This is a genomic window from candidate division KSB1 bacterium (assembly GCA_034505495.1).
GTDB lineage: Bacteria > Zhuqueibacterota > Zhuqueibacteria > Residuimicrobiales > Krinioviventaceae > Fontimicrobium_A.
The window spans coordinates 215,370-241,503 of sequence record JAPDQV010000002.1 but is presented as its reverse complement, the minus strand read 5'-3'; the positions used below and the strand labels follow the sequence as shown (position 1 = coordinate 241,503).

Below are 26,134 nucleotides of genomic sequence, written 5' to 3'. Positions count from 1 at the left end.
GACCATGGGATTTCCTCCTTAATGGATTAGTTATGCAACTGTAGCAAGTTAGGAAATCCCGATAACTTTAAACAACGCTAAATTAACTTACATTTAACCTATAAAGAAAAGGAGATTCATCATGGCACAAGAAGCATTGGGTTTAGTGGAAACGCGCGGTTTCGTGCCAGCCATCGAGGCGGCCGACGCCATGGTCAAGGCGGCGCATGTTGAACTGCTTGGCAAAGTATCGGTCGGCAGCGGCCTGGTGACGGTCATCGTGCAGGGCGACGTCGGTGCGGTCAAGGCCGCAACCGATGCCGGCGCTGCAGCCGCAGCCAAAGTCGGCGAGGTGGTTTCGGTGCACGTCATTCCGCGTCCCCACGACGACGTCGCCACCCTTCTTCCGGCTAAAGAAAAAAAGTAAGGCGAGGTTAATCTGTGGCCAAGTCACTTTACCAACTGCGGCGCGAGATCGTCGAGGTCGGACGTCGCACCTATCAGCGCGGCTATGTAGCCTCGAATGACGGCAACATTTCGGCGCGCGTAGACGAAAATCGGGTGTTGATCACGCCGACGGGCGTCTCCAAAGGCTTTATGAAGGAAGATGACCTTGTGCTGGTCGACATGGAAGGCAAAGTACTGACTCCGGGAAAACGCGCCTCTTCCGAGGTGTTCATGCATTTGCGCATTTATAAGGAGCGACCGGATGTCAACAGCGTCTGTCATGCCCACCCCATTTACGCCACTGCCCACGCCGTTGCAGGTCTTTCGCTGGAAAAATGCGTCCTGCCCGAAGTGATCATTGCGCTAGGCGGCATTCCGCTGGTCGAATATGGAGAGCCGGGCACGGAAAAGTTTTTCGAACCGGTTCTCAAGTACCTGAAGGATCATGACGCCTTTCTGCTGCAGAATCACGGAGCATTGACGATCGGCTCCAGCGTGATCAATGCCTATCACAAAATGGAGACGCTGGAACATTTTGCGCACATCAGCTTTGTCGCACACCAGTTAGGACACGTCAATGTTTTGCCGAAGGAAGAGGTCAAGAGTCTTCTCGAGGCGCGCAAGCGTTACGGCGTCTCAGTGACGGCCGGTTGTCTGACCTGCGACACGCCCGGCAACACCTCCTGTGAAATCTATCAGGGAGCATCAGCGCTCAAGGAAGAAAAGGCGGCTCTCAAACCGACCTCGGGAGGCGAGATCGACCGCGAAGCTCTGGTGCGATTGGTGACCGAAGCCGTGCTGAAAAAACTGTCGCAGTAAAGCCGCAAAGATTGCGGAGAGACGACATGAACATTATGGTGTGCAACATCGGCTCGAGCAGCTTTAAATTTCAGCTGCTGGTGATGCCCTCGGAACGGCTTTTGGCGCGCGGCTCGACGGAACGCGTCGGCAAAGAGGATGCGATCATCACCTATTGGATCGGCGGCAACAAAGCCTTTGAAGCCGTTGCCGCAATCCCTTCGCATCGCGAAGCGGTGCAGCACGCGCTGAATTTTCTGACCGATCCCCATCAGGGCGTGCTCCCCAACCTCTCGGCGCTCGACGGCGTCGGCTTTAAGACCATACAGGCGGGTGATAAGAACGGCTCGGTGCTGCTCGACGAAGAGGTGCTTGCGGCCATGGAGTTCTACCGCGATCTGGCGCCGGCGCACAATCCGCCATATCTGGCCGCCATCCGCATGTTCCGCGAGCTTTTGCCCGACACGCCGCTCGTCGGCGTCTTTGAGCCGGGATTTCACATGCAGGCGCCGCTCTATGCGAAAATCTACGGCACACCATGGGAATGGATCGAATCCTATCAGGTGATCCGCTACGGCTATCACGGCGCCTCGCACCGCTACGTTACGCAAAAGACGATTGAGGTGCTCAACCTGCCGCCGAATCGATGCCGCATCATCAGCTGCCATCTCGGCGGCTCTTCGTCGCTCTGCGCCTTCAAAGACGGCGTTGCCGTCGACACCTCGATGGGATTTACCCCGCAAAGCGGTCTCATTCAAGGAACGCGGGTCGGCGATCTCGATCCGTTCGTTCTGCCTTACATCATGGCCAAAAAGGGCATAAGCTTGGAACAGGCATTGACGGAGTTGAGCAAAAACGGCGGCCTGCTTGGGCTTTCCGGCGTCTCGGCGGATATGCGCGACATTCTGGCGGCCATCGAGCAGGGCAACGAGCGGGCCAAGTTGGCGCGGCAAAAGTTCATCTATGACATCAAGCGTTACATCGGAGAGTATTTGGTGATCCTCGAAGGCGCCGATGCCGTGACGTTTACCGGCGGCATCGGCCAAAAAGACGCTGCCTTGCGCCGAGAGGTTCTGTCGGCACTCGGTTTTTTAGGGGTGAAAATCGACGAAGATCTGAATGCCCGCAACGCCCAAATCATTACGCGGCCGGATTCGTCGATTACGGCGCTGGTCGTCGAGACCAACGAAGAAATCGTCGTTGCCAGAGAAACCGTCAGGGTCATCAGCGGGCGGTAACCGCATAAGCATTTCTGCCATTGATAAAAGCATTGCCGCCGCGACTGTCCTGCGCCACGAGAACAAGCATGTTTTCGACCGTCAACTCGAGCACGGCTTCAGGACCCAAATCCTCGTAGGCAATCACCCTGCTGCTCCTGATCGAGCGTGCCATGAGAGCACCCGCGCCTCCAATCGCCGCCATGTAAACGGCTCCGTATTTCTGCAGCGCTTCGGCGACTTTAGGTCCCATCTCGCCTTTGCCGATCATTCCTTTCAATCCCCATTCGAGAAGCTGCGGGGCATAAGCGTCCATTCGCCCGGCAGTGGTAGGTCCGGCTGCACCGATCACGCTTCCCGGTCTCGCGGGCGTCGGCCCCATGAAATAAATAATCTGCCTGTGAAGAGAGAACGGGAGTTTACCGTTTTGCGCAAATTCTTCGCATAAGCGGCGCAGCGCTGCATCGCGCGCCGTGTAGATGATGCCGGAAACCTCGACCCAATCGCCGGCCGTCAAATCGCGCACCTTGGCATCTTCAAGAGGCGGCCGGAGGCGAATGATTTTCTCCATCTCTTATTCCCTTTACAGAATGATGCTTTTATGTCGTGCGGAATGACATTGAATATTGACGGCTACAGGAAGCGAGGCAATATGACAAGGATAGACTTCAATGTGTACATCCAATGCCGTCGTACGGCCTCCGAATCCCATCGGACCAATGCCAAGCGTGTTGATGCGCTCCAGTAGTCGCTCTTCCAGCTGCGCATAATAGGGATCAGGATTCCGTTCGCCAATCTCGCGCAGAATCGCTTTTTTGGCCAGCCAGGCGGCCTTTTCGAACGTCCCCCCCAGCCCGACGCCGACGACAATCGGCGGGCAGGGATTACCACCGGCGCGGCTGATCCAATCCACAACGAAATCGATGACCCCCTCTTCTCCCTGGGTAGGCTTGAGCATGGCAAGGCCGCTCATGTTTTCACTTCCCGCTCCTTTCGGGGCCATATCAATGCGCAGACGATCGCCCGGCACCAGATCGAGCCAAATGACAGCCGGTGTGTTGTCGCCCGTGTTGCGCCGACGCAGCGGATCGCCGACAACCGAGTTGCGCAAATATCCCTCTCGATAGGCGCGGCGAACACCTTCGTTGACCGCATCCTCAAGCCGACCGCCGACCAGATGCACCTCCTGCCCCAATTCGATGAAAAAAACCACCAAACCGGTATCCTGGCAAAGCGGATTTTCACCTGAAGCAGCAATGCGCGCATTTTCGAGCAAATGATCGAGAATTTTCCTGCCGGCAGGGCTTTCCTCGCGCTGACGGGCGTCCTCAAGAGCGCGGATCATCGACGGATTGAGGCGATAGTTGGCATCGAGACAAAGCTCTCTGACTGCTTCGACGATTTGAGAACAGGCAATTTCCCGCAAAAGCTCTCCTCTCTCTGGATGTCATCTTTAGAATAGCTGTCCGAATTTGAGAAAGCGTTGCAAATTCGGACTAGAAGAAATTTTTTCGCGTCTCTTTTATGTTATCCATATCAATGTCTGTTAAAAAAATATAGAGCATATTTGCAATAAATTCAACAATTATCGGCCTAACCCCCGAAAGGGCGAATCTGGTTGAAATGCCGGCACGCAAATTGAATAATACCCAAACGGACAAGCAACTGTAGAAAGGCAGCAAGGTTAATTTTGGAGGCAAGAGCATGAACGCAATTAAAAAATGGGTGAGGCCGTTGACAGCCGTCTCACTCCTGCTCGCCGCTGCGGGCGTCCTCGTCCTTGTTTTAGTAGACAAGGCCGAACCTGTCTCCGACGAGCAGTTTTATCAGATGCGAAGCAGAGCACTTGCCGGCAACCGCATGATCCAAATGAACGAAGAACGTCAGGCGAGCATTGATAAAGTCGTGCAGATCATTTCGCGTTATAATCGAACCATGAGCGATTCCCTCAAATACGCCGTGGCTGCAGAAATTTACCGCATGAGTCAAAAATATCCCAATCTTAACGTTGACTTTATTTGCGCGACGATCACGCACGAAAGCGCCAAGACCTGGGATCCGAAAGTGGTTTCGCGGGCCGGGGCTCTGGGACTGATGCAGGTCATGCCGATGACCGGTGCTTTTCTGGCCGTCGAGGAGGGGATTCCCTGGACGAGTCCCGAGGAAGTGTTGTTCGATCCAATCTTGAACATTCGCCTGGGTTGCCGGTACCTGAACGAAATGGTCACCCTGTACGAGCATGACGGAGGCTTGGCGGCCTATAACGGCGGCCCAAAACGTGCCGCCATGTGGATCGCCAACAACCGGGACGATGCGATTTTGTGGGAAGAAACCCGCAACTATGTTCCGGCAGTTCTCAAGCTTTACGAACATTTCCGCTCTGCTGCGACTCTCTGATCAAGGCGGCCTTTTGGCCGCCTTTTTCTTTTCCGCCGAAAAACGGGTTGATTCTTTCCTAAATATTTCCTAAAATTTATAAATTGAAACGGGACTGGCTGAATGAATCAGGTTTTGATCGACGGCGAGTCGTTGTCGCTGCAGAACGTTCACAATCTGGTACACGAAGGGTATGAAGCGGCCATCGCGCCGGAAGCACGAGAACGAATGCAGCAGACACGGCAGACCGTCGAGGGGGCAATTGCATCCGGGCACATCGTTTACGGCGTGAATACGGGTTTCGGCAAGCTGAGCTCCGTCGTCATTCCCCATGAACAAATCGAAGAACTGCAGAGAAACCTTGTTTTGAGCCATGCCTGTGGAGTCGGGGATCCGATTCCGACGCCCATTGTCAGAACCGCTTTGGTGTTGAAAGCCAATTCTCTTTGTAAAGGCTATTCGGGCGTTCGGCCTATAGTTGCAGAGCTGGTTGTGGAGCTCTTTAATCGCAATGTGACGCCGATTATTCCCTGCAAAGGCTCAGTGGGCGCTTCCGGCGATCTGGCTCCACTCGCTCACCTGACGCTCGTCCTGATGGGATTGGGCGAGGCTCTGATCGACGGTGCCCGGTTGAGCGGCGGCGAAGCTCTGCAGCGCGTCGGTCTGCAGCCGCTGAAACTGCAGGCCAAAGAGGGTTTGGCGCTTCTGAACGGCACGCAAATCACCGCCGCCTACGCCGTGGAAGCGCTTACTCGCGCGGTACAGTTGAGCAAAATCGCCGACATTGCCGGAGCCATGAGCACCGAAAGCCTTTTGGGCACCAATACAGCGTTCGACGAGCGCATCCATCGGGCGCGCGGCCATAAGGAGCAGATCCAAGTGGCCGCCAACCTGCGTGCGCTGATGGCCGACAGTGAAATCGTCGCCAGCCATCGCACATGCAGCAAAGTGCAGGACGCTTACAGTTCGCGCTGCATTCCGCAAGTGCATGGTGCGGTTCGTCAGGCTTTACGCTATGTCCAAGAAGTGGTGGAAACCGAGCTCAACGCCTGCACCGATAATCCCTTGGTCTTTAGCAAAGAGGGTGAAATTCTTTCCGGCGGCAACTTTCACGCTCAGCCGTTATCGCTCGCCTGCGACGTTTTGTCTATTGCCGTTTCCCAACTGGCCAATATTTCTGAGCGCCGCTTGGAAAACCTTATGGATCCGGTCCAAAGCGGCCTGCCTGCGTTTTTGACGCGGCACGGCGGTCTGCATTCAGGCCTCATGATCGCCCAAGTGACGGCCGCCGCTCTCGTCTCGGAAAACAAGGTCCTGAGTCATCCGGCTTCCGTAGACTCGATCCCGACTTCGGCCAATCAGGAAGATTTCGTCAGCATGGGGACGCATTCGGCGCGCAAAGCGCTGGAAATCGTGGAAAATGCCGAAACCGTGCTGGCGGTGGAGCTTTTGGCCGCCTGCCAGGCGCTTGACCTGCGCGGTACACTCAAACCCGGTATAGGTTCGGAGGCGGCCCATCGCATCATCCGCAGATCTATCCCCACGTTGGATGAGGACCGTCTGATTCAAACGGATATTCAAACTTTACTAAAATTGATAAGAAACGGCGACCTTTTACATGCCGTCGAAGCGGCCGTTGGGCCGATGTAACGAAAAGGAGATAAAGATATGGGTGTGATTGTCAGAGAAGGATACACTTTCGACGATGTTCTGCTGATTCCCAACAAATCGGAGGTGCTGCCGGCTCAGGTGGACGTCAGCACGAGGCTGACCCGCAAAATCCGACTCAACATTCCCATCGTCAGCGCGGCCATGGATACGGTGACGGAATCGGAACAAGCAATCGCTTTAGCGCGGGAAGGCGGCATCGGCATCATCCATAAAAACAATTCCATCGATGAACAAGCCGCCGAAGTCGATCGCGTCAAGCGTTCGGAAAGCGGCATGATTATGAATCCCATTACGCTGTCGCCGGATCGGCAGATCAGCGAGGCCATGGAGGTAATGAAACGGTACCGCATTTCCGGCATCCCGATCCTCGACGGCGAAAAGCTCGTCGGCATACTGACCAACCGCGACCTGCGCTTCGAAACCGATTTGACCAAAAAGGTGTCGGATTTGATGACGCGCCACAATTTGGTGACGGTGCCGAAAGGGACCTCGCTGGAGCAGGCGGAAAAGATTCTGCAGAAACATCGCATCGAAAAGCTGCTGGTCGTGGATGAGGAGCAGCGGCTGGTCGGCCTGATCACGGTCAAGGACATTCAGAACCGCAAGCGCTACCCGAACGCCGCCAAGGATGAGCATGGCCGCCTGCTGGTCGGTGCAGCGGTCGGTGTCGCCAGAGATACAAAGGAACGCGCGCAGGCGCTGCTCGATGCCGGAGTCGACGTCATCGTTATCGACACGGCGCACGGTCATTCCCGCGGCGTGTTGAATACCATCGAAATGCTGCGTAAAGAGTTCGGCGATATTCAGCTGATTGCCGGCAACATCGCCACGGCTGAAGCCTGCCGCGACCTGATCGAGGCCGGTGTGGACGCCGTCAAGGTGGGCATAGGACCCGGATCGATCTGCACAACCCGCGTCGTGGCCGGAACCGGCGTGCCGCAGCTGACGGCCATCATGGACTGCGCCGAAGTCTGCGCCCGCTACGACATCCCGCTGATTGCCGACGGCGGCATCAAACAGACCGGCGACATTGCCAAGGCTATCGGCGCCGGCGCGGACTCGGTCATGCTCGGCAACATGCTTGCCGGCACCGATGAAAGTCCAGGCGAATTGATCTACTATGAAGGCCGCAGCTACAAGGTGTATCGCGCCATGGGATCGTTGAGCGCAATGCGCAGCGGCAGAGGCGATCGCTACTTTCAAGAAGGCATTCAGGACACCAAAAAGCTGGTGCCCGAAGTCATCGAGGGACGTGTGCCCTATCGCGGCAAGTTAAGCGACGTCATCTTTCAGATGATCGGCGGGTTACGCGCCGCCATGGGTTACTGCGGTTCCGCCAATATCCAGGAGCTGAAGGAAAAAGCACGCTTTATCCGCATTACTCAGGCCGGACTCTTGGAAAGCCACCCGCACGACGTGACCATCACTCATGAATCGCCGAATTACATGGTGCAAAAATAATAAAAAAGCCGAGCCTCAAAAGGCTCGGCTTTTTCCTTTAGCAAATTAATAGCTTAGTTCAGTTTGCTGACCACAGCGGAAAGTTTGGACTTTTGATTGGCCGCCTTGTTGCGATGAATGATGCCTTTTGCCGCCAGCTTGTCCAGCAAAGAGCTGGCTTCCCGAAACAGCTTTTCGGCATCTTCTTTCGACGTTGCCGTACGAACTTTTTTAATCTGCGTTTTCAACATCGAAGTGTAATGGCGATTCCGCATGCGGTTGCGCTTGGCGGTTCTAATGCGTTTAATCGCTGACTTGTGATGTGCCATGAAAGCTCTGACCTTTCTATTTCACAATGATTTTTTCTGTTTAATTTTACTGAAATTTCGGCAAAATATCAACAAAAAATTTGAGTCGGCAAGCAAAGGAGACCGCCCATGAGCCTGACAGTGCGACCGGTTAGAAGTAAAAAAGAGCTCAAACAGTTCGTTCTTTTCCCTTGGCAGGTCTATAAAAACAATCCTTACTGGGTTCCGCCTCTTATACATGACCAAATGAAATTCCTCTCGCCGGAGAAAGGGCCGTTTTTCGAGTTCGGCGAGGCGGAACTGTTTATGGCCTTCGAAGGCGATCGGATGGTAGGCCGTATCAGCGCCCACGTCGATCATCAATATGAAAAGTACCGCGATATGGAAAGCGGGCATTTCGGGTTTTTCGAAGCTTTTAACCATCCTGAAGCGGCGGCAGCTCTATTTGAGCACGCCGAAGCCTGGCTGCGACACCGGGGCAAAACCCGCGCAGAAGGTCCCTACAATTTTACCCTCTATGATGCCAGCGGCATGCTGTACGAAGGATTTGATTCGCTGCCGGTTATTCTTCTCCCTTATAATCCGCCTTATTACAACGACCTTCTGACGCAATGCGGTTACGAGAAATCCATCGACTGGTACGCTTTTATGGTGCGCAATACGGTCCGCCTGCAGCCGATTTTTCATCGTATCCGCGACCGTATTCTCAAACAGGGGATCCGAATAGAAAAGATCGATCTCAAACGGCTGGACGAGGCGGTTAAGCATGTCGGAACCATTTTCAACGAAGCGTGGATGGAGAACTGGGGCCACGTTCCGCTCACGGAGCGGCAACTGGCGGATCTTGCCCAAGAGCTCAAATTCGTCGTCGATCCCGATCTGGCCTACCTGGCCTTTATCGGCGATCAATGTATCGGATTTTCTCTCACCATCAAAGACATCAATCCGGCGCTGCAAAAGGCCAACGGCCGGCTTTTTCCGTTCGGCTTGTTGAAAATTCTTTACCACATGCGGAAAATCCGGCGGCTGCGCACGCTCGCCATGGGAGTGCTCAAAGAGCATCGCCATAAAGGTTTGGACGTTCTCTTTTATCTCAACACCATCGAGGAGGGCATCAGGAAAGGCTACACGGAATCGGAATGCTCGATTATTGTCGAAACAAACCAGCGCATGATTCGCGCTCTCGAAGATCTGCAGGCGGAACGTTACAAAACTTATCGTTTCTATCAAAAAAAACTTGCTTAAGACCAATTCTCCGCATTCGAGGCGCTTGCGCGTAGTATTAAAAAACCTGCGCAGCGAATTGCGGCGACAACTAGTTGGGTTTGGCTGCGCCGTTAGGAAAAAAGAGTGTCGATAGAGACGTCCATGGGAATCAACATCTATCAAGTCGATGCCTTTACTAAAGAAAAGTTCAAAGGGAATCCGGCGGTGATTTGTCTGCTGGAAAGGCATGCCGATGAGAGTTGGATGCAGGCGTTTGCTGCAGAGATGAACTTTTCCGAAACGGCGTTTGTTCTGCCTTTGGAAGACGGCTTTCACCTGCGATGGTTTACGCCGACGACCGAGGTCGACCTCTGCGGTCACGCCACGCTTGCCGCGGCGCACGTTCTGTTCGAAATCGGGAGACTCTCGACCGGCAGTGAGGCGCACTTTCATACGCGCAGCGGCCTGTTAACGGTACGCAAGGAAGGTGATCTCTATTGGATGAAATTTCCTTCGGAACCGCCGAAACCGACAGAAAGCTCGCCGAGCCTGACGCGAATTTTCGGCGCACCTCCGATCTATGTCGGCAGAAACCGCCACGACATGCTGATTCATATGGAGGATCCGCAAATGGTGACGGATTTCGTGCCGGATTTTTACGAGCTTGCTGAATTTCCGGTTCGCGGCATTATTCTGACCAGCCGCAGCGAGGATCCCGCATATGATTTCATCTCGCGCTTTTTTGCGCCGCGCGTAGGCATTAACGAAGATCCAGTGACGGGTTCAGCGCACTGCTGCTTGGGGCCATATTGGGCCCAACTTCTGGGAAAATCCTCGCTGCGCGCCTATCAAGCCAGCAACCGCGGCGGCGAGCTGCTCGTTGTGGTCAAGCCGGATTCGGTGCTGCTGGGAGGCAGCGCGGTTATGATTTTTAAAGGGGAATTGGTTTGAATCAGCGAAAAGCGGTTCGGCGCATTGACCGCTTTGAAAGGAGAAATCGATGAAGTTGAGTTTACATTTCGAATGTCCCCGCTGTAAATCGATGGAGCTGCAGCGTATTCATCGCAAATGGTGGATGAGATTGCTTTTATCTTCGCGATATTATCATTGCACCGATTGCCATAACGACGTACTGATTCTCATGCATCATTTTTCATTCAGTTTTTAAGATACATTCGGGGCGAAACTGTTTTACATCCTGGCTGATTTGCCGCTTATCCATTGTTAACGCGAGAACGATCTGCTTCCCGTTCTTTATCTGATTGGTGGGAAACTCTTTTCTTTTTCCCGCAAAAAGAGTAAATTCAATCGGTCAAGAAATGGGAGCGGTCACGATGGCAATCCATGCCCTGCATCCGGATGACGACAGATACTTTAGCGCCAATCCTCGCGAGCGGGAGATTGCCCGCCGTCTCTATCGCCTGGTCAAAGATCTGCCGTTGGTTTGCCCGCACGGCCATGTCGATCCCAGCTTGTTTGCCGACAATCGCCCATTCCCCAATCCCACGCGCCTGCTCGTGATTCCTGATCACTATCTGTTCCGCATGCTCTACTCGCACGGCATACCGCTGGAACAGCTCGGCATCAGCCGCTTGGACGGCGAGCCGGTAGAGAGCGACGATCGCAAAATCTGGCAAACCGTAGCGGACCACTTTTATCTCTTTCGCGGCACACCGACGGGCATGTGGCTGAAGCACGAGCTGCACGATGTGTTCGGCATCCGCAAACGCTTGTGCCGTGAAACGGCGATGGAGATCTATGATGAACTGTCCGAGGCGCTGCAGCGGCCGGAAAATCTGCCGCGACCGATGTTCGAACGGTTCAACATCGAAGTGCTGGCCACGACCGACGCACCGACGGACACTTTGGAGCATCACCGCCGCATCCGTGAAAGCGGGTGGAAGGGACGCGTCATACCCGCCTTTCGTCCCGACAATGTGACCGATATTGCCGCAAAAGACTGGCGCAAAAATATCGAACGATTAGCCGAACTGAGCGGTTGCGACACCTCTACTTACAGCGGCTATCTGGCTGCACTGGAAAATCGACGTGCTTTTTTCAAGTCCATGGGCGCGACCTCGACCGATCACGGCGTGGCTTCGGCTTTTACTGTCGAATTGAGCAAAAATGAAGCGGAACAGATTTATGATCGGGCGTTGCGCGGAACGGCCACGGCCGAGGATGCCGCTCTTTTTACCGGCCACATGCTTATGGAAATGGCGCGCATGAGCATCGAAGACGGTTTGGTCATGCAGATCCATCCTGGTGTGGTCCGCAATCACAATCCGCTCATTTATCAAAGGTTCGGCCCCGACAAAGGCTGCGATATCCCTTCGCGAACCGATTTCGTTCACGATCTCAAGCCCCTGCTCAACAAGTACGGCAATGATTTGCGCCTGACCTTGATCGTTTTTACCATCGACGAGTCCGCCTACTCGCGCGAGCTGGCGCCCCTGGCAGGCCATTATCCGGCCATGAAGCTGGGTCCGGCATGGTGGTTCCACGACAGTCGGGAAGGCATGCTGCGTTATCGCCGTATGACCACGGAAACGGCCGGTTTCTACAATACTGTTGGTTTCATCGACGATACGCGCGCATTTCCTTCGATACCGGCGCGGCATGATCTGGCGCGGCGCATCGATGCCCGCTATCTGGCGGAGCTCACGGCGGAACATGTCTTGGATTTGGATGAAGCCGAAGAGGTCATTGTCGACTTGGCCTACCATTTGGCTAAAAAGAGCTACAAACTTTGATTCTGCAGGACGACAAAGTTCTAGATTGTTGAAAAAAGGCTATTTTTGTAAAAGCTGAAAGGAGAAGTCCTATGAAGAGAAAAAAGGTGCTTTGTATGATGATTATTTCCGCTCTTTTCGCCGGCTCCGCTTGGGCTCAAGAAAGCGAGAAAAAGATTGCCGAACTGCTGCAGAAAATGACGCTGGACGAAAAGATCGGCCAGATGTCGCAGCGCATGCCCTGGAGCGGCAAGCTCGAGGCGGAATATGCAGGCTGGATCCGCTCCGGTGCCGTGGGTTCTTTCCTCAACGCCGGGGGTACAAACGACTGGCAGCTCCGCAATGAGTTTCAAAAGATCGCGGTCGAAGAGTCTCGGCTCGGCATCCCGCTCATCTATGGTCGCGACGTGATTCACGGCTACCGTACGATTCTGCCGATACCGCTCGGCCAATCGTGCACCTGGAACCCGGATTTGGTCGAAAAGGGCGCGCGCATGGCGGCGGTCGAAGCCTCTGCCGACGGTATTCACTGGACGTTTGCACCCATGGTTGATATTTCCCGCGATCCCCGCTGGGGCCGCATCGCCGAGTCGTTGGGAGAAGATCCCTATCTGGCTTCTCAGCTTTCCGCCGCTTTGGTGAAGGGATTTCAAGGCCGGAGTCTTGATGACCCCACCAGCATCGTCGCCTGCGCCAAACACTATGTGGGTTACGGCGCTGCCGAAGGCGGCCGCGACTACAACACCACCTGGATCCCGGAACGACTGCTGCGTGACGTCTATCTCCCGCCCTTCCATGCCGCAGTCAAAGCCGGCGTCGGAACCCTGATGAGCGCCTTTAACGACCTCAACGGCGTGCCGGCGTCGGGAAATCCGTTTACGCTGCGTCAGGTCTTGCGCGAAGAATGGAAGTTCGACGGCTTTGTCGTCAGCGACTGGGAATCGATGACCGAAATGATCAATCATGGTTTCTGCAAGGACAAAAAAGAAGTCGCTTTCAAGTCGATTTACGCCGGTGTAGACATGGAAATGATCAGCAACGCCTATGCTTCCCATTTGAAAGAGCTGGTGCAGGAAGGGCTGGTCGATGAAAAGATGATCGACCAGCTGGTCGCCAATATCCTGCGTATCAAGATGCGCAAAGGCTTGTTCGATCGTCCTTACAACGACGGTGCGCACCGCGACAAAATTCTTTCGCAGGAGCATAAAGAAATTGCCTATCAGGCGGCTTTGGAAAGCGCCGTCTTGCTGAAAAACGAGGGAATTCTGCCGCTCAAGGCGAACGCCAAAGTGGCGGTAATTGGGCCGCTGACCGACAGCCCGGTCGATCAGATGGGCTGTTGGGTCTTGGACGGCGACGCCCAGGCCGTCGTAACCCCTAAAAAGGCCTTTGAAGAGCGTCTGGGTAAGAACTGTTTTTACGCCCCTGGATTGAAGACGAGCCGCGACGTCAGCCGTTCCGGATTTAAAGCGGCGGTTGCTGCGGCCAAAAAAGCTGATGTCGTTCTATTGGTTTTAGGCGAAGAACAGATCCTTTCGGGCGAAGCTCACAGCCGCGCGTTTTTGAACCTGCCGGGTGCACAGGAAGAGCTGGTTGCTGAAATTGCCAAAACCGGTAAACCGATCGTCACCGTGATCATGGCCGGGAGGCCGCTTACCTTTCAAAACGTAACGGCCAAGTCAAAAGCCGTTCTCTATTATTTCCACCCAGGCACCATGGGCGGAGCGGCGCTTTTCGACCTGGTTTTCGGCAAAACATCGCCTTCCGGCAGACTGTCCGTCACCTTTCCGCGCACTGTGGGTCAAATTCCCCTTTATTATTCGCACAAAAATACGGGACGTCCGCCCTCTCCTACCTCCACGGGAATCCCCATGGGCACGCCCCTCGATCCCCAGGATTTTACCTCAAAATATCTCGACGTTGATTTTACGCCCGAATATCCCTTCGGCTACGGTTTGACCTACGGCAAATTCAAATATGAGAATCTGCAGGTTTCGCAGCCGACGGTAAAAAAGGACGGCGAGTTGAAAGTCTCCGCCGACATCACCAATATCGGCAATTATGAGGCGACCGAAGTCGTCCAGCTTTACATTCGCGATCTGTTCGGCAGCGTTACCCGACCGGTCAAAGAACTGAAAGGCTTCAAGCGGGTCACCTTAAAGCCAGGCGAAAAGCAGACCGTCACCTTTACACTGAAAGCAGCCGATTGCGGCTTTCACGGACTGGACAACACGTATATAGTGGAAGCAGGCGACTTTAAAGTCTGGATAGGCTGGAACGCGCAGGAAGGACTCGAAGGCAGTTTTGCCATTGTCGATTAAACGCAGAGGCTGCCCCCAACTTACGGGAGGCAGCCTTTTTATTTTTCGACAATTTGACGCCCCTTGGAGTACGACACGAGAACAATTTTCTAAAGCATACGTTTCTTTTTGCGACTATCAGGAAAGGAGTCGTCCATGAAAAAAGCTTTTATACTCGTGTCGATTTTATCCTTGGCGCTGTTTGCCGCCGCGGTAAATTTTAGCGGCTCATGGGAGCTGGACCGCAGCAAAAGTGAACTTCCCGACCCGGGCCAAGGCCCCGGCGGCCGCGGTTTCGGCGGTTTTACCGCTCCCAAAATGAAGGTTACGCAGGAGGCCAATTCGTTGACCATCGAACGGACGATGGTGGGCTTTGACGGTAATGAACGCACCATCACCACCACCACCACGCTCGACGGCAAGGTCACCAAGACCAGCAACGAACGGGGCGAGTCGGAAGTAAAGGCCGAATGGAAGGACAAGGCGTTGGTGATCGATACGCTGCGCAAGTTTCAAGGCCAGATGGGTTCGTTCGAATCGAAACGTGTGGAAACTTGGAAGCTGTCGGCCGACGGCAAAGAGTTGACGATCGAATTCACCCAATCCTCGCCGCGCGGCGACATGAAGGGTAAGGCCGTTTACATTAAAAAGTAGACTTGGCGACAGACAGATTCAATAAAAAAGGCAACCTCAAAGGTTGCCTTTTTTGTTACCAAGCGATTTTCATTGCTTTGAGAGCCTTGAGGTTCCGGTCGATGAGCGAAATCCGCTGCTGAACGCAGGCGTACGAACGACCAGGGTCTTCCGGCGTATTCATCACATAATCGATGAGTTTTTCCAAGGGGGCCGTTGCGACATGTTGCCGCGTGTCCGACGATGCGTAGTAAATCAACACCTCATCGCCGCGCAGCACCCAGCCGTTGGAAAAAACGACGTTGGAAACATCGCCGACGCGCTCTTCGCCTTCCGGAGCGATAAAATAGCCGCCCGGCGCATGCGTCACCCGCCAAGGTTCCTTAAGGTCGGTCATGAACATGTAGAGAACATAACGCAGTCCGGCAGCGCAGGCGCGGACGCCGTGCGCCAGGTGAAGCCAGCCGTATTCCGTTTTGATCGGCGCCGGCCCTTGGCCGTTTTTAACCTCCTTAATGGTGTGGTAGCGGCGATCGTCGACGATGATTTCTTCCGTAACGATAGCAGGATTCATGCTGTCAGAAAGGCCCCAGCCAATGCCGCCGCCGGTTCCGGTATCGATAAAGCCGTCCTGCGGCCGCGTGTAAAAGGCATATTTGCCGTTGACGAACTCCGGATGCAGCACCACGTTGCGCTGCTGCGGCGAACTGGACTTGAGGTCAGGCAGCCGTTCCCACGTCCTCAAATCCTTGGTGCGGGCAATCCCTCCCTGCGCCACTGCCGAAGAGGTGTCCGTGCGAGGAGCCTTGGGGTCTTTGCGTTCTGTGCAGAAAAGACCATAGATCCAGCCGTCCTCATGCTTGACCAGCCGCATGTCGTAGACGTTGATGTCCGGGTCCTCCGTCTCGGGCAAAACCACCGGATAGTCCCAAAACTTGAATCCGTCCACGCCCGTCTCGCTTTCGGCCACGGCAAAAAAGGATTTGCGGTCGACGCCTTCGACGCGCGCCATGAGATAGATCTTGTTGTCTAACATGATGGCGCCGGAATTGAACACGCAGTTAACCCCTAGTCGCTCCAGCAAATGGGGATTGGTCTCGTAGTTGAGGTCGAAGCGCCAGAAAGGCGGTGTATGCTGCGCCTCCAATACCGGATATTTGTAGCGGCAGTAAATGTTGTTGCGCGAGGGCAGCTTGATGTTCGGTCGGCTGATGAAATGGTGATAATCGTTCATTAATTTTCTGACTTGCTGCTCAAAAGCGATGCGGTCCATAGTTTCTCCTTATTGATTCAGCTGATCGACTCTCTTGATAATTTCCAGGCAGGCGCGGCTATTGTGATAGGGGCATTTCCATTCGGAAACTTTAGGTTCCTCCAGAATCGGCTTGCCGTCTCGGTCGACGCGCCAAAACCATTCTCCGTGCACTTTGTCGACTATATATTGTTCGATAAACTCCCACGTTTTGACGGCGGCGTCCAGGAACCGTTCATCGCGGGAAATCGAGTAAGCGTTGAGAAATCCCACCGCCCCTTCCGCCTGAGGCCACCAGTGCTTGTCCGTGTCGATAATGCCCTCAGGACCGCCTTCATAAAAAATGCCGCCGTCTTTGTCCACTGCTTTCTCGAGCACGGCATCAGCCATCTTGACGGCCGTTTCCTTAGCTTTACCGATCCAATCGTTGTCTTCCAGGATCTCCGCCGCCTCGCACAACAACCAGCTCGCTTCGATGTCATGGCCGAAAGAATCGACCGTGCTCTTTACCGTCCATTTCTCATCGAAAAACATATGCAGCCGGTACGCTTGCGCATCGATAATGTGTTCGAAAAAGAGCTGCAGCACCTGCTCGAGCCGTTTGGCCACCGCCTTTTCGCGCGACTGCCGATAAAGCGCCGCATACGCTTCCAGCACGTGCAGGTGGGTGTTCATGGATTTCTTTTCGTTCATATCGACGGCGCTCAGGCGCAGATCGCTGGTCGGCGTCCAATCCCGCTCAAAAGTCTCGACATACCCTCCGAATTCTTCGTCCCAAGCGGCATTTTCGATCAATTCGAACAGCTCCAGCGCCTTGGCAAGGGTTTCCTCTTGGCCGAAGACGCGGTAATATTCCGCCAGCGCGTAAATAACAAAGGCCTGGCCGTAGATCTTTTTTTTGGCGTCGAGCGGCGCCCCGAGTACATCGAGCATCCAATACGCTCCGCCGTATTCCGAGTCGAGGAAATTGCCTAGCAAATAGTCATAGGCGCGGCGCGCCAAATTGAGGCAGCTGCTGTCCTGGGTAAAATCGTAAAGCGCCGAATAACTCCACAACAGTCGCGCGTTAAGAATCAGTCCCTTCGGCGCCCGCTTGTCGATGACCAAATCATGGCTCATCCGGCCGATAAAGCCGCCGTTCTGGTAGTCAATGACCTGACTGCGCCAAAAAGGCAGAATGTTCTCAAGCAGCTCTCGATGCGCACGCTGCTTCAATTCCTGCAAACGTTCACTCTCCATACTCGATTTCCGTTCTTGACAGTTCGATATCCGTAGCTGTTTCAATTCTAACAAAAGTAAGGGGAAGCGAAAAATCTGCGGAAGAAAAAATTACCGGCGTCCAATATCCGTATGCGCCTTCCTCACTCCCCACCCGGAACTCCTCCAAGTGCAAAGTCCGCCAGTTTCTGCCGTCGCTTGAGCCGAAAAGACGAATTCGGGGAGATTTGCTCATACTGAAGGTATAGAGCTTGACGAAAGAAATGGGACCCTTACAGCGGTAAACCAGCGATGATCCTGGCCTGCATAGGAAGCGATGAATATCCTCTTTGGCGCGTCGTGCTTCATCCTGTTTAAGTATGATTTCACCTTCATGTTCGGCCGCGCGGCTCCAATCGGCGCATTCATCGATAAAAGACAAACGCTCGACCGGCGGCGCCGTCTCGACGTTCGAGGGTTCCGAAACACCGGCATAGTTGCCCGCGCGCACCCTATAAAAATAGGTTCGTCCCATTTCGACTGTGTCGTCATGATAAAGCGGTCGATACTGCACGTCCGCATCATTAACCTTGTCGGCTATCGTCGTCCAGGGGCCGGAGGGAGATTCCGCCCGTTCGATGATATAGAACGAAGCGCCCGCTGATCCTTGCCAAGAAATTGCCGCAACCGAAGGAATGGGCAGAAGCTTCGGCGGTTGGGGCGGTTCCAACGGCGGCACCGGCAGGCCGCGAATTTCGAAAGCCTTTTGCCGCATCAACTCCAGACATCCACTCTCGTCGTAGGGCTCGCCTGAAGGAAAGCCGGGCCAGTGATATGCCTTGAAAAGATTTCCGCCGTAGGGTTCCGAATGCCAATAAAAACCGCCGTCGCGATTGTGAAAACGCAGACTCCAGATAAGCGCGCCGCTGCAGCCGCCGCGAATGACCGTGTCAAGCACCCGCCGAACACCAGGGGTGTCGATAAAACCAAACTCGCCGACGATATAAGGCTTTCTGCCGGACGCCGCGGCCATATTGGCACGAATGTGAGCCGCCATCGAATCAGCGTCTTTTTCATAATGATGCGTCGTGACAATGTCGACGTTCGGGTCCTTGAGCGATGACTCGCGCAGCTTTTGACTGTGAAATCCGTCCATCACCAAATGATTGCGGTCAATGCTCTTGATAAACGCGGCAATTTCGGCCGTCCATTTTGGGGGGCACGTCAATTCATTGCCCGTCTCCCACGCCAAAATCGTCGGATCGTCTTTATAAGCAATGCCGGTGAAAGGGTTAATCCGGTTCAACACATAGGAAATGGTGGACTTGAAATCAGCTATCACCTGCGGGTCATGCCAAAAGGCATCCTTGTCCTTGCCGCGAAAAGCGGCATATTCGGCGACTCCTCCCCACCAGCTCCAATTGTCGACGAATGGGATGATCAAACGTATGCCGTGCTCGCGAGCGATTTTAAGGACGAGGTCAAGCGTTCGAAATGCTTCTTCGTTGAATTGATTCGGCCCAAGTACATGACGGGTCACATTAGCACCGTCTCGTTCGCTTTTGACCGACAGGGTATAGATCCTCACCACTTTCCCGCCCATTTGCTGAACCGACCGCAGGGCGTCGCGAATCTCGAATTCATCCGGTAACCGCCAGGGATTGGTCTCCGTAAACGGCAGGTTGTCCTCGATATAGTGCAGGTTTGGAACATTGAAGGAAATGAAACGCAGCTCTCTTTTCCCCTCGTAAAGCTTACCGTTTTCAACGCGAACGAATTGCGAAATGCCTTTTTGTTTCTGTCCGCAAAAAAGGAATAGGCTCGACACAATGATCCACAAGATGATTCGCCGGCATTTTGCCATAAACACTCCAGAGTATCAGTTCAGCCCAAGCGTGCGGATGGAAAAGATAGAATAGTTTGTTTTGAAAAGCAAGGTTTTTGGCCGGAGTCAACTGCTTTGAAGATTTGCAATTGGCTGCAGGATTGATTAATTTATTGTAAAGAAAAAAGGACGTTACGATTATGCCGATCGAAGAGACGACTGTCGGTCAAACACTCGAAAAAATGCGGGCAATGTTGCGGGACATTGTGCCGGAGGCGGAGTTGCGCATTAAAGCCGAGCTGGTCTACGAAATTAATCGTCTAAAAAAGGAACGCAACGCCGTTATTCTTGGTCACAATTACATGGAGCCGGCACTTTACCATACAGTTGCCGATTTTGTCGGGGATTCTTTAGAGCTCTCGCGCCGCGCCGCAACGACGGACAAAGACATCATCGTCTTTTGCGGCGTGCGCTTTATGGGCGAAACGGCCAAAATTCTCAATCCAAGCAAGACAGTGCTCGTTCCCTCGCCCAAAGCCGGATGTTCCTTGGCGGAAAGCATCACGGCCGAGGATGTGCGTCGGCTGCGTAAAATGTACCCCGGCGTTCCGGTGGTCAGCTATGTCAATACTTATGCGGATGTTAAAGCAGAAAGCGACATCTGCTGCACAAGCGGCAATGCGGCGGCGGTTGTCGAATCGCTGGGAGCCGAATCGATCATTTTTTTGCCGGATGAATATCTTGCAAGCAACGTTGCTAAAGAGACCGGCCTAGATATTATTTTTCCGCTAAAGAATCCCCGCGTACTGCGTCGAAATCCCGACAACCTGCGCTACGTGATCATCGGCTGGAAAGGCCGCTGCGAAGTGCACGAAAAATTCACCGTTCAGGACATCAAAGCGGTTCGCAAACAATTTCCGGACGCCGTGATTTTGGCGCATCCCGAATGCAGCCCCCAAGTCGTTGCCGCAGCGGATTTCAGCGGCAGCACCTCGGCAATGATCAAATACGTCAAATCCTCGCCGGCAAAACGGTATCTGCTGCTGACCGAATGCGCGATGGGCGAAAACATCGCTGCTGAAAACCCCGATAAAGAGATGTTGCGATTGTGCAGCGTTCGGTGTCCGCATATGAATGAAATCACGCTCGAAATGACGTTGGAAGCGCTGCGGAAAACTCAATATATCATCGAAGTGCCGGAAGCAATCAGTCGCCGAGCCCGCCTCGCCTTGGAACGCATGATCGCCATCGGCTGATAAAGCGCAATCTCCCCTTCACAAGCCATCCCCCCAAGCATAAGACGGCAAGGATAACAGTCGGCAACAGCCATCGATTACCCCGCCCTTGGCCCTCGACTAGAGTTTGAGGGTTGCCGTAGAGTGAAAAGGCCGCCCAAAAAAAAGGATGCTGAGGATATAGGCCGTTCAGTCGCTCGCGGCTTTTCAGGATCTGCCGCTTCGTTTCCTGTAAAGCGGCAGCCGCCGGTTTCTTGTGTCGACAAAGCTCACCATAAAAGAGCGGCATGAACTGCGCGGTAAAGCGGTCTTCTACTTTCCAGTGCGCCATGACGACCGTCGCTGCGCCGGCCGCCAGAAAAAGCCGCGGCAGCCCCAGCATTCCCTCACCGCGAATGATAGTGCCCTTTCCGCTCTCGCATGCGCTGAGTACGACCAAATGGCTGCCCAACGGCAAGTCTATGATCTCATACCCCATCAACAGGCCGTCGTCGATCGCCGAAGAAGCCAATATAAGGCCGGAAAAAGCCTCGGAGGTCGGATCGATAAATGTATGGGTGGCGAAATGAATGACTGCGCAGTCGCCGACAGTTCGTTTGACCTCGGTTTCAGAGGCTTTGGTTTCCTTCAGAACGACCGCCTTAGGCAGCAGTTTCTTGACGGCCATGCCTTCTTTTACAGCAAAGGGGAGCGGTGAAGCCGCATAAGAGGCGGCACGCAAATCCGCATCATCGGCGCTTCCCTTCTCCAGCGGATTGACGACAATCATCGCTTTCCTGATGCGAGGCATGCGGCAGGAGTGCTGCAGAAAAGTTGCCGAGGGTGCATAAGAGAAAACAAATCGATTAACGGCAAAAGCATCGGCATATTCGGGTTCGTCACATGGCGAATAAAACTCCTTTTGCGGCATGCGAGTCAATAGGAGCTCGAACGGTAGAGCAGCCTGTTCGGAACAGGGAATAATGACGAAATTTTCCGACTGGGGAAACGCTGTAATGACGGGCTGCAGCAAATCGCAATAGAAGCGATGGGCGGCTCCGGCGTTAAAGGGCAGGTGCGGCAGGTTCTGCTCGTTCGCCGCATAAAAGGGTCGCAACAAAGAATCCCGGCGTGCAGCGGCCATGTGCCTATTGACCGGGAGAGGTATAAGAGCAGCTTTATCTGCCTGCACTGCCAAGGCGAAAGAGAGGTCATCACCCAAATAATAGAGCACTAAAGTTTGGTTGGACAATCGGGAGCGAACCTCGTCGAGCGTCAAATGCCGCCTTGGTTGCCGAAGCGTTCTGATCCGATTTTCGGCCTCGATCCGTACCGATAGCAGCAAGCGCTTTTGCTCATCCAATTCCTGCAACAATCGATTGACTTCATGCACGGAATCGGCGCTTGCATGACGTAAAGCCGTTTGTGTTGCTGTAAAGAGTCGACATATGTTGCGGTAATACTCTTCTTCAGCCGAATTTTGCGGAGAACGTCCGGCGCTGCTTAGCCGATCCTTCAAAGCTCTGGCCAACATGAGCTCGAATATCTGATAGATTTCATCGAGTAAATTATGCTCGCCGGTCTCCAGGAAACGTCGGCCGAGACTTTCGAGAAGAGACTCGTAAATTCTCCATCTGCAGGAAGAGAGGAACTCTTGGCGCAGCTGTTCGGCCAAAAGAGATTCGCGAAAGGACTCGACCAGTTCGAGAGCGCGACGATAGAAGGCGACGGCGGCGGAATCGTTACCAGCGCGGCGTTTAAAGTGCCCCAGTTCGGCATACATCATCAGCGCCAGCTGCGGGGAATGCAGGATTTCGGCGCTTTTGAGCACTTGAAGGGCCAACGGTACGGCTACGGCTGTATCGCCGCGGGCAAATCGGGCCAGAGCGCTCCCCGCCATAGCCCAGGCCTGCTGGTTGGCGGAGCCGAAGGCCTTGGCCGCCGCCAAAGCCCTTTCGTACGCCGGAAGCGAAGAATCCGCTTTTCCGGCAAGCAGATAGGCTCTTCCTAACTCCAACAGGCCGGTGATGATAGCATTGCTGTTTTGAGGAGAGGGTTTCTCCCGTAAAAGTCCGCTGTAAGTCGAGATGACGCGATCATAAGTAGACCGTTGCAGCTCCAGGGAGCGCAGAGCCCGACGAAGACGAGCCGTTTTTTGGGGAGCGTCGATTTGGGCAAAAATCTCCAGGGCGCGCTTATAATGCAGTTCGGCAAGATCATAGAGCTGAAAAAATTCATAGATTTTGCCGCGCATCTCCTCTGCGCCGGCTTGATGATACCGATCTTTGATCCTTTGGCTTAAGCGGCGGCTTTGCTCAGCCGCTGTCAGAGCTTCGGAAACCTGATAAATACGGTAGTGCGTTTCGGCTTTTTGCAAAAGCAGTTCAGCCAGTTCCCAGTTTTTCCCCAGTTGGTTCGCAATCTGAATTGCCTCATCCAACAGCTTTAGGGCGGAGTCGTGATGCCCTTGTTTACGCTCCAGGTAGGCCTGATACTTTTTGATTTTGACCGTCATTTCCGGATCGCAGGCCGTCTCGGCAGCCTGCTGCGCGGCAGCGAGCCAAAACGCTTCCTCATCCGATCGACAGGTATAAAAGCAGTCCAACGCAAACAATGCCTGCAGACGAGGGTTGTCGGCATTCCGTGCCCACTGAAATCCCTTTCGAAAGAGGGAATCGGCGGACTCGTCGCGATCGAGAAAGATCAGATTTCTTCCGTGGTAATGGAGGATTTCCCAGGCATTCGAATCATCGATGCAGAGAAAAAGGGAATCGGCTTTGCGGAAGAGTCCTTCCAGACAGCAGGCGTAAGCGCATGCGAACAGTACTGCAGACTGACCTTCCGGTGAAGGTAACGGCAGGAATTCCCGACCTTCGACATGAGACAGTTCTACGTATTCAGCCAACAACTCATAAGGAGGTCTCTCTATCGCCATCGCTTTGCGGTAATCGCGCAGCGCTGCTGCAGGTTTGCCGTTCAGCACTGCCAGACGAGCCTGCATCCATCGGGCATATTGTCTGCCCGCATCAGTCTTTGCGACTTTACGGAAAACGGCTGCCTGCTCCGTTTTGCCTGAGATTGCCAAATGCTGATAAATGCGGTGATAAGTTTCGTAATTTTCAGGGTTCGCCTGCAGATTTTGCAACAAAATTTCAAAAGTACAAGGAGAGGTGTAATTGGGACTAATAGGTGTAGCGGCCTCTTTCGCCCGAATTGAGAAAGGGCTGCAAAGAGCCGTGAGCAGTAGATAGACCGCAAAATGTCCGTACCTTAAAAATTTCATTTCGGAGCTCGGGACAAAATACTCCGAAATATATCGAAAAGGCGTAAAATAAAAAATGCCGGAATCGATTCCGGCATTTTTTGGCTCAATCAATTCATTTCGGTTTGGTATCGTCCTCCTTTGGCGGAGGCGGAGGCGGCTGCGGCGCATCCTGTTTTTCCAGTTTTCCGCCTGAACCTTGCAGCCTGAGCAACGCCGCTTCCAAATCGTACAGCTTTTTTAAAACCGCCGCCAGGAGGATGGTAATGACTGCCAACAAGAGTTTAGTAAGCACAGTGCCCTCCAAAAATTAAGGTGATATCATCTTTTGCGCATGACGATAAAAAGAGCTTTTTGAAGAAATTTCTTTCAAGTAGGCTGCGGCTGCTGCCTTTTCGCCATGTAAAAAGAGTGATAATCCGAGGAAAAATCGAACGGCATCGGCGTCTTCTTGGGACGGACGACAGGTCAACGCCTTTTCGAAAAGCCGCGCCGCTTCTGCGTAATTTTTTCGATGTATTGCTTTGCCGCCGCTTTTGCCGAGAACGGCCAAACCGTAGTGAAAAAAGAATTCCCGCCGCCAGGCTTCGGAAAGACTTGTATCCGATTGACTAATTGGCTCAACCTTGCTGAAAAGCTCGACGGCTTTTTCATAATCTTTGTCCAAGTAGGCGGCGACGGCCAAGCGATAGTTCTCCCGCCAATTCGGTAGTGTTTCCGCTAAAGAATGTCGCAGCGTTGAATGAAAAGCATAGGTCTCCGGCGAAAGCGCTGCAAAAGGCTCGGGAGGATGGACGAAAAATTCTTTGTATAGCGCATCGGTTTTCAATAGCCCATGAGCTGAAATGAATACCAATATGCCGACTGCCGCGGCAAACGCCCAGCGCGGGGAAAACCAGCCGGATTTTATGGAAGCGACCAAACGATGCAGAGCCTCAAGCGTCACTCGTTTTTTAGGAGTCCGGCAAACAGCTATTTTGCACAGAATGGCCTCATCGGGGAGCATAGAACAGCAAGGCTCCTCTTTGACATTCTGCGCATGAACGATCATATCGACCAAAGGCCGAATTCTTTGATAGAAATCGTTTTCCATCAACAGATGGGCCGCAAAAAGACGGGCATCGCGTCGATTAAAGTCATTTAAAGCAATTTTATAAAAAAGCCCTTCCGGATCTTGAATCTTTTTCTTTGCCGCCGGCAAAAGCGAACATTTTCCTGTCTTTTGCAATGCACGCCGGAGGAGAGTCACTAAAAAATATTGCTCCTCGCTCAAAACATCTTTGCAGACTTGCGAGTGAACAAAGGGAATTAGTTTGATGATCTCCGGATTCATATGAGCCCCCTATTTCCGAGCCAAAGTCTGATAATATTCCCTGAAAACGGCAGAGTAGGCTTCGAAGCATGGATAGCAATCATTTAAATGCTTGATGAGCCGTTTCGTCGATGTCGCATTGAGGTTTACGGCATAACCTTGAAGGAAATGAAGGAAAAAGAACAGCGGCTCTTTTTGCAGAAAAACGCAGTCCATCGGACAACTTGTTGTTGGGATGTCAAAATCGAAATGGTGAGAGGCCGCAAGATGACGATACTGATGGTAAAGAGAGCGCAGCGCTTCATTATCTGCCTCTCTCATCAATTCTTCGAGTCGATGAGTGTCCCCCTGTTCAATAAAAGCAATTATTTTCCCAAGATGACTCATTCAGCCCGAGTATGGCTCGTTCTTCTTCCTTGTATTAAGTGTCGGTTTTTAGAAAATTTTTCTCAGGAATTACTTTTAAAAGCTTGGCTTTCAGTCGATTCATGGTGTTGTCGAGCACCCGGTGGCCGATGTGCTTGAAGACGGGATGATGGGCGAGCATTTGCGTGGAAAAATCGCCTAATAGATACATCGTAAACATGAGAATTCTGCTTTCGGCATCTTTTTCCTTTCTGGAGACATGGCTGCGCAGCCAGGCCACGAGTTGTTCATACAACTCTCGGTGTCGGGGAAAATTCGAGACGCTTTCTGAAGACTCTAGATACTCTTCGGGGTGCACCTTGTTTTCTCGGGCCGAGAGCCGTTGCGCCGCTCGGACGGTAATGGTGGCAAGGTAACCGCGAAAAGAGCGTTCATTGTCGACGGCCTGAAAGGCGCGCAACAATTTGCCGCCGTCCTGACACAAAAGACAAAACACTTCACAAACAACATCATCGGCAAATTTCTGCTCCCACTCCGCATCCTTGGAGCGTCGGCATCTGGCGCGATAGTGAAAGACGACGCTGTAAAGATATGACTTG

Annotated in this window: 22 protein-coding genes; 12 read left to right on the top strand and 10 right to left on the bottom strand. The window is 53.4% G+C overall.

Going from position 1 to position 26,134, the window contains the following annotated elements:
* Positions 1-121: 121 nt before the first annotated feature.
* The 3 genes from ONB24_02000 to ONB24_01990 are packed head-to-tail and all read left to right on the top strand — an operon-like array spanning position 122 to position 2,462.
* Complete coding sequence (locus ONB24_02000) at positions 122-406, top strand: BMC domain-containing protein (GenBank protein MDZ7314874.1); 285 nt, start codon at positions 122-124, stop codon at positions 404-406.
* Between the two features lie 14 nt (positions 407-420).
* On the top strand, positions 421-1,245 hold the full coding sequence (locus tag ONB24_01995; GenBank protein ID MDZ7314873.1) for a class II aldolase/adducin family protein: 825 nt from the start codon (positions 421-423) through the stop codon (positions 1,243-1,245).
* Between the two features lie 26 nt (positions 1,246-1,271).
* Positions 1,272-2,462: an acetate/propionate family kinase gene (locus ONB24_01990; GenBank protein MDZ7314872.1), complete on the top strand. Its 1,191-nt coding sequence runs from the start codon at positions 1,272-1,274 to the stop codon at positions 2,460-2,462.
* Here the strand turns inward: ONB24_01990 and ONB24_01985 are convergent.
* Both ONB24_01985 and ONB24_01980 read right to left on the bottom strand, forming a co-directional pair.
* The gene (locus ONB24_01985) at positions 2,449-3,012 is read right to left on the bottom strand and encodes a FumA C-terminus/TtdB family hydratase beta subunit (GenBank protein ID MDZ7314871.1); all 564 of its coding nucleotides are present in this window, start codon (positions 3,010-3,012) and stop codon (positions 2,449-2,451) included. The genes ONB24_01990 and ONB24_01985 overlap by 14 nt on opposite strands.
* Before the next feature lie 12 nt (positions 3,013-3,024).
* Positions 3,025-3,867: a fumarate hydratase gene (locus tag ONB24_01980; GenBank protein ID MDZ7314870.1), complete on the bottom strand. Its 843-nt coding sequence runs from the start codon at positions 3,865-3,867 to the stop codon at positions 3,025-3,027.
* A gap of 278 nt (positions 3,868-4,145) precedes the next feature.
* Here ONB24_01980 and ONB24_01975 point away from each other — a divergent pair, with 278 nt between their 5' ends.
* The 3 genes from ONB24_01975 (at position 4,146) to guaB (ending at position 7,949) form a co-directional block, all read left to right on the top strand.
* Positions 4,146-4,838: a transglycosylase SLT domain-containing protein gene (locus ONB24_01975; GenBank protein ID MDZ7314869.1), complete on the top strand. Its 693-nt coding sequence runs from the start codon at positions 4,146-4,148 to the stop codon at positions 4,836-4,838.
* Between the two features lie 102 nt (positions 4,839-4,940).
* Positions 4,941-6,467, top strand: coding sequence for a histidine ammonia-lyase (gene hutH, locus ONB24_01970; GenBank protein ID MDZ7314868.1), 1,527 nt, complete (start codon positions 4,941-4,943; stop codon positions 6,465-6,467).
* 18 nt (positions 6,468-6,485) lie between these two features.
* Entirely contained in the window at positions 6,486-7,949 is a 1,464-nt protein-coding gene (gene guaB, locus ONB24_01965; protein ID MDZ7314867.1) for an IMP dehydrogenase, read from the top strand.
* A 53-nt stretch (positions 7,950-8,002) separates the two neighbouring features.
* On the opposite strand, the gene rpsT is transcribed toward guaB, so the two are convergent.
* Entirely contained in the window at positions 8,003-8,257 is a 255-nt protein-coding gene (gene rpsT, locus ONB24_01960; GenBank protein MDZ7314866.1) for a 30S ribosomal protein S20, read from the bottom strand.
* A 108-nt stretch (positions 8,258-8,365) separates the two neighbouring features.
* On the opposite strand from rpsT, the gene ONB24_01955 reads away from it, so the two are divergent.
* From ONB24_01955 to ONB24_01935, 5 genes are all read left to right on the top strand, one after another.
* Complete coding sequence (locus tag ONB24_01955; protein MDZ7314865.1) at positions 8,366-9,481, top strand: N-acetyltransferase; 1,116 nt, start codon at positions 8,366-8,368, stop codon at positions 9,479-9,481.
* Between the two features lie 123 nt (positions 9,482-9,604).
* Positions 9,605-10,393, top strand: a complete 789-nt coding sequence (locus ONB24_01950) for a PhzF family phenazine biosynthesis protein (GenBank protein MDZ7314864.1) — start codon at positions 9,605-9,607, stop codon at positions 10,391-10,393.
* A 383-nt stretch (positions 10,394-10,776) separates the two neighbouring features.
* Positions 10,777-12,195 carry a glucuronate isomerase gene (gene uxaC, locus ONB24_01945; GenBank protein ID MDZ7314863.1) on the top strand — a complete coding sequence of 473 codons (1,419 nt, stop codon included), beginning with the start codon at positions 10,777-10,779 and terminating at the stop codon, positions 12,193-12,195.
* A gap of 71 nt (positions 12,196-12,266) precedes the next feature.
* Positions 12,267-14,495, top strand: a complete 2,229-nt coding sequence (gene bglX, locus ONB24_01940; protein MDZ7314862.1) for a beta-glucosidase BglX — start codon at positions 12,267-12,269, stop codon at positions 14,493-14,495.
* A gap of 135 nt (positions 14,496-14,630) precedes the next feature.
* The gene (locus tag ONB24_01935) at positions 14,631-15,128 is read left to right on the top strand and encodes a hypothetical protein (GenBank protein MDZ7314861.1); all 498 of its coding nucleotides are present in this window, start codon (positions 14,631-14,633) and stop codon (positions 15,126-15,128) included.
* A gap of 55 nt (positions 15,129-15,183) precedes the next feature.
* On the opposite strand, the gene ONB24_01930 is transcribed toward ONB24_01935, so the two are convergent.
* From ONB24_01930 to ONB24_01920, 3 genes are read right to left on the bottom strand one after another with little or no spacing between them, the layout of a single operon-like run.
* Positions 15,184-16,341, bottom strand: a complete 1,158-nt coding sequence (locus ONB24_01930) for a glycosidase (GenBank protein ID MDZ7314860.1) — start codon at positions 16,339-16,341, stop codon at positions 15,184-15,186.
* A 48-nt stretch (positions 16,342-16,389) separates the two neighbouring features.
* The gene (locus tag ONB24_01925) at positions 16,390-17,598 is read right to left on the bottom strand and encodes an AGE family epimerase/isomerase (protein MDZ7314859.1); all 1,209 of its coding nucleotides are present in this window, start codon (positions 17,596-17,598) and stop codon (positions 16,390-16,392) included.
* Positions 17,588-19,420 carry a cellulase family glycosylhydrolase gene (locus tag ONB24_01920; GenBank protein MDZ7314858.1) on the bottom strand — a complete coding sequence of 611 codons (1,833 nt, stop codon included), beginning with the start codon at positions 19,418-19,420 and terminating at the stop codon, positions 17,588-17,590. The genes ONB24_01925 and ONB24_01920 overlap by 11 nt, the downstream gene beginning before the upstream one ends.
* Positions 19,421-19,581: 161 nt before the next feature.
* Here ONB24_01920 and nadA point away from each other — a divergent pair, with 161 nt between their 5' ends.
* Complete coding sequence (gene nadA, locus ONB24_01915) at positions 19,582-20,637, top strand: quinolinate synthase NadA (GenBank protein ID MDZ7314857.1); 1,056 nt, start codon at positions 19,582-19,584, stop codon at positions 20,635-20,637.
* Here nadA and ONB24_01910 read toward each other — a convergent pair.
* The 4 genes from ONB24_01910 to ONB24_01895 form a co-directional block, all read right to left on the bottom strand.
* Entirely contained in the window at positions 20,588-23,878 is a 3,291-nt protein-coding gene (locus ONB24_01910; protein MDZ7314856.1) for a CHAT domain-containing protein, read from the bottom strand. The genes nadA and ONB24_01910 overlap by 50 nt on opposite strands.
* Positions 23,879-23,972: 94 nt before the next feature.
* Positions 23,973-24,152 (bottom strand): hypothetical protein, encoded by a 180-nt coding sequence (locus ONB24_01905; GenBank protein ID MDZ7314855.1) that lies wholly within the window; start codon positions 24,150-24,152, stop codon positions 23,973-23,975.
* A 15-nt stretch (positions 24,153-24,167) separates the two neighbouring features.
* Positions 24,168-25,190, bottom strand: a complete 1,023-nt coding sequence (locus ONB24_01900; protein MDZ7314854.1) for a tetratricopeptide repeat protein — start codon at positions 25,188-25,190, stop codon at positions 24,168-24,170.
* Positions 25,191-25,590: 400 nt separating this feature from the next.
* Positions 25,591-26,134: hypothetical protein (locus ONB24_01895; protein MDZ7314853.1), on the bottom strand; the 544-nt coding region annotated here is incomplete at its 5' end.

Coding starts and splice junctions, on each gene's coding strand:
- ONB24_02000 (MDZ7314874.1), top strand. CDS start 122: ATGGCACAAGAAGCATTGGGTTTAGTGGAAACGCGCGGTTTCGTGCCA.
- ONB24_01990 (MDZ7314872.1), top strand. CDS start 1,272: ATGAACATTATGGTGTGCAACATCGGCTCGAGCAGCTTTAAATTTCAG.
- ONB24_01985 (MDZ7314871.1), bottom strand. CDS start 3,012: ATGGAGAAAATCATTCGCCTCCGGCCGCCTCTTGAAGATGCCAAGGTG.
- ONB24_01975 (MDZ7314869.1), top strand. CDS start 4,146: ATGAACGCAATTAAAAAATGGGTGAGGCCGTTGACAGCCGTCTCACTC.
- hutH (MDZ7314868.1), top strand. CDS start 4,941: ATGAATCAGGTTTTGATCGACGGCGAGTCGTTGTCGCTGCAGAACGTT.
- guaB (MDZ7314867.1), top strand. CDS start 6,486: ATGGGTGTGATTGTCAGAGAAGGATACACTTTCGACGATGTTCTGCTG.
- rpsT (MDZ7314866.1), bottom strand. CDS start 8,257: ATGGCACATCACAAGTCAGCGATTAAACGCATTAGAACCGCCAAGCGC.
- ONB24_01955 (MDZ7314865.1), top strand. CDS start 8,366: ATGAGCCTGACAGTGCGACCGGTTAGAAGTAAAAAAGAGCTCAAACAG.
- ONB24_01950 (MDZ7314864.1), top strand. CDS start 9,605: ATGGGAATCAACATCTATCAAGTCGATGCCTTTACTAAAGAAAAGTTC.
- uxaC (MDZ7314863.1), top strand. CDS start 10,777: ATGGCAATCCATGCCCTGCATCCGGATGACGACAGATACTTTAGCGCC.
- bglX (MDZ7314862.1), top strand. CDS start 12,267: ATGAAGAGAAAAAAGGTGCTTTGTATGATGATTATTTCCGCTCTTTTC.
- ONB24_01935 (MDZ7314861.1), top strand. CDS start 14,631: ATGAAAAAAGCTTTTATACTCGTGTCGATTTTATCCTTGGCGCTGTTT.
- ONB24_01930 (MDZ7314860.1), bottom strand. CDS start 16,341: ATGAACGATTATCACCATTTCATCAGCCGACCGAACATCAAGCTGCCC.
- ONB24_01925 (MDZ7314859.1), bottom strand. CDS start 17,598: ATGGAGAGTGAACGTTTGCAGGAATTGAAGCAGCGTGCGCATCGAGAG.
- ONB24_01920 (MDZ7314858.1), bottom strand. CDS start 19,420: ATGGCAAAATGCCGGCGAATCATCTTGTGGATCATTGTGTCGAGCCTA.
- nadA (MDZ7314857.1), top strand. CDS start 19,582: ATGCCGATCGAAGAGACGACTGTCGGTCAAACACTCGAAAAAATGCGG.
- ONB24_01910 (MDZ7314856.1), bottom strand. CDS start 23,878: ATGAAATTTTTAAGGTACGGACATTTTGCGGTCTATCTACTGCTCACG.
- ONB24_01900 (MDZ7314854.1), bottom strand. CDS start 25,190: ATGAATCCGGAGATCATCAAACTAATTCCCTTTGTTCACTCGCAAGTC.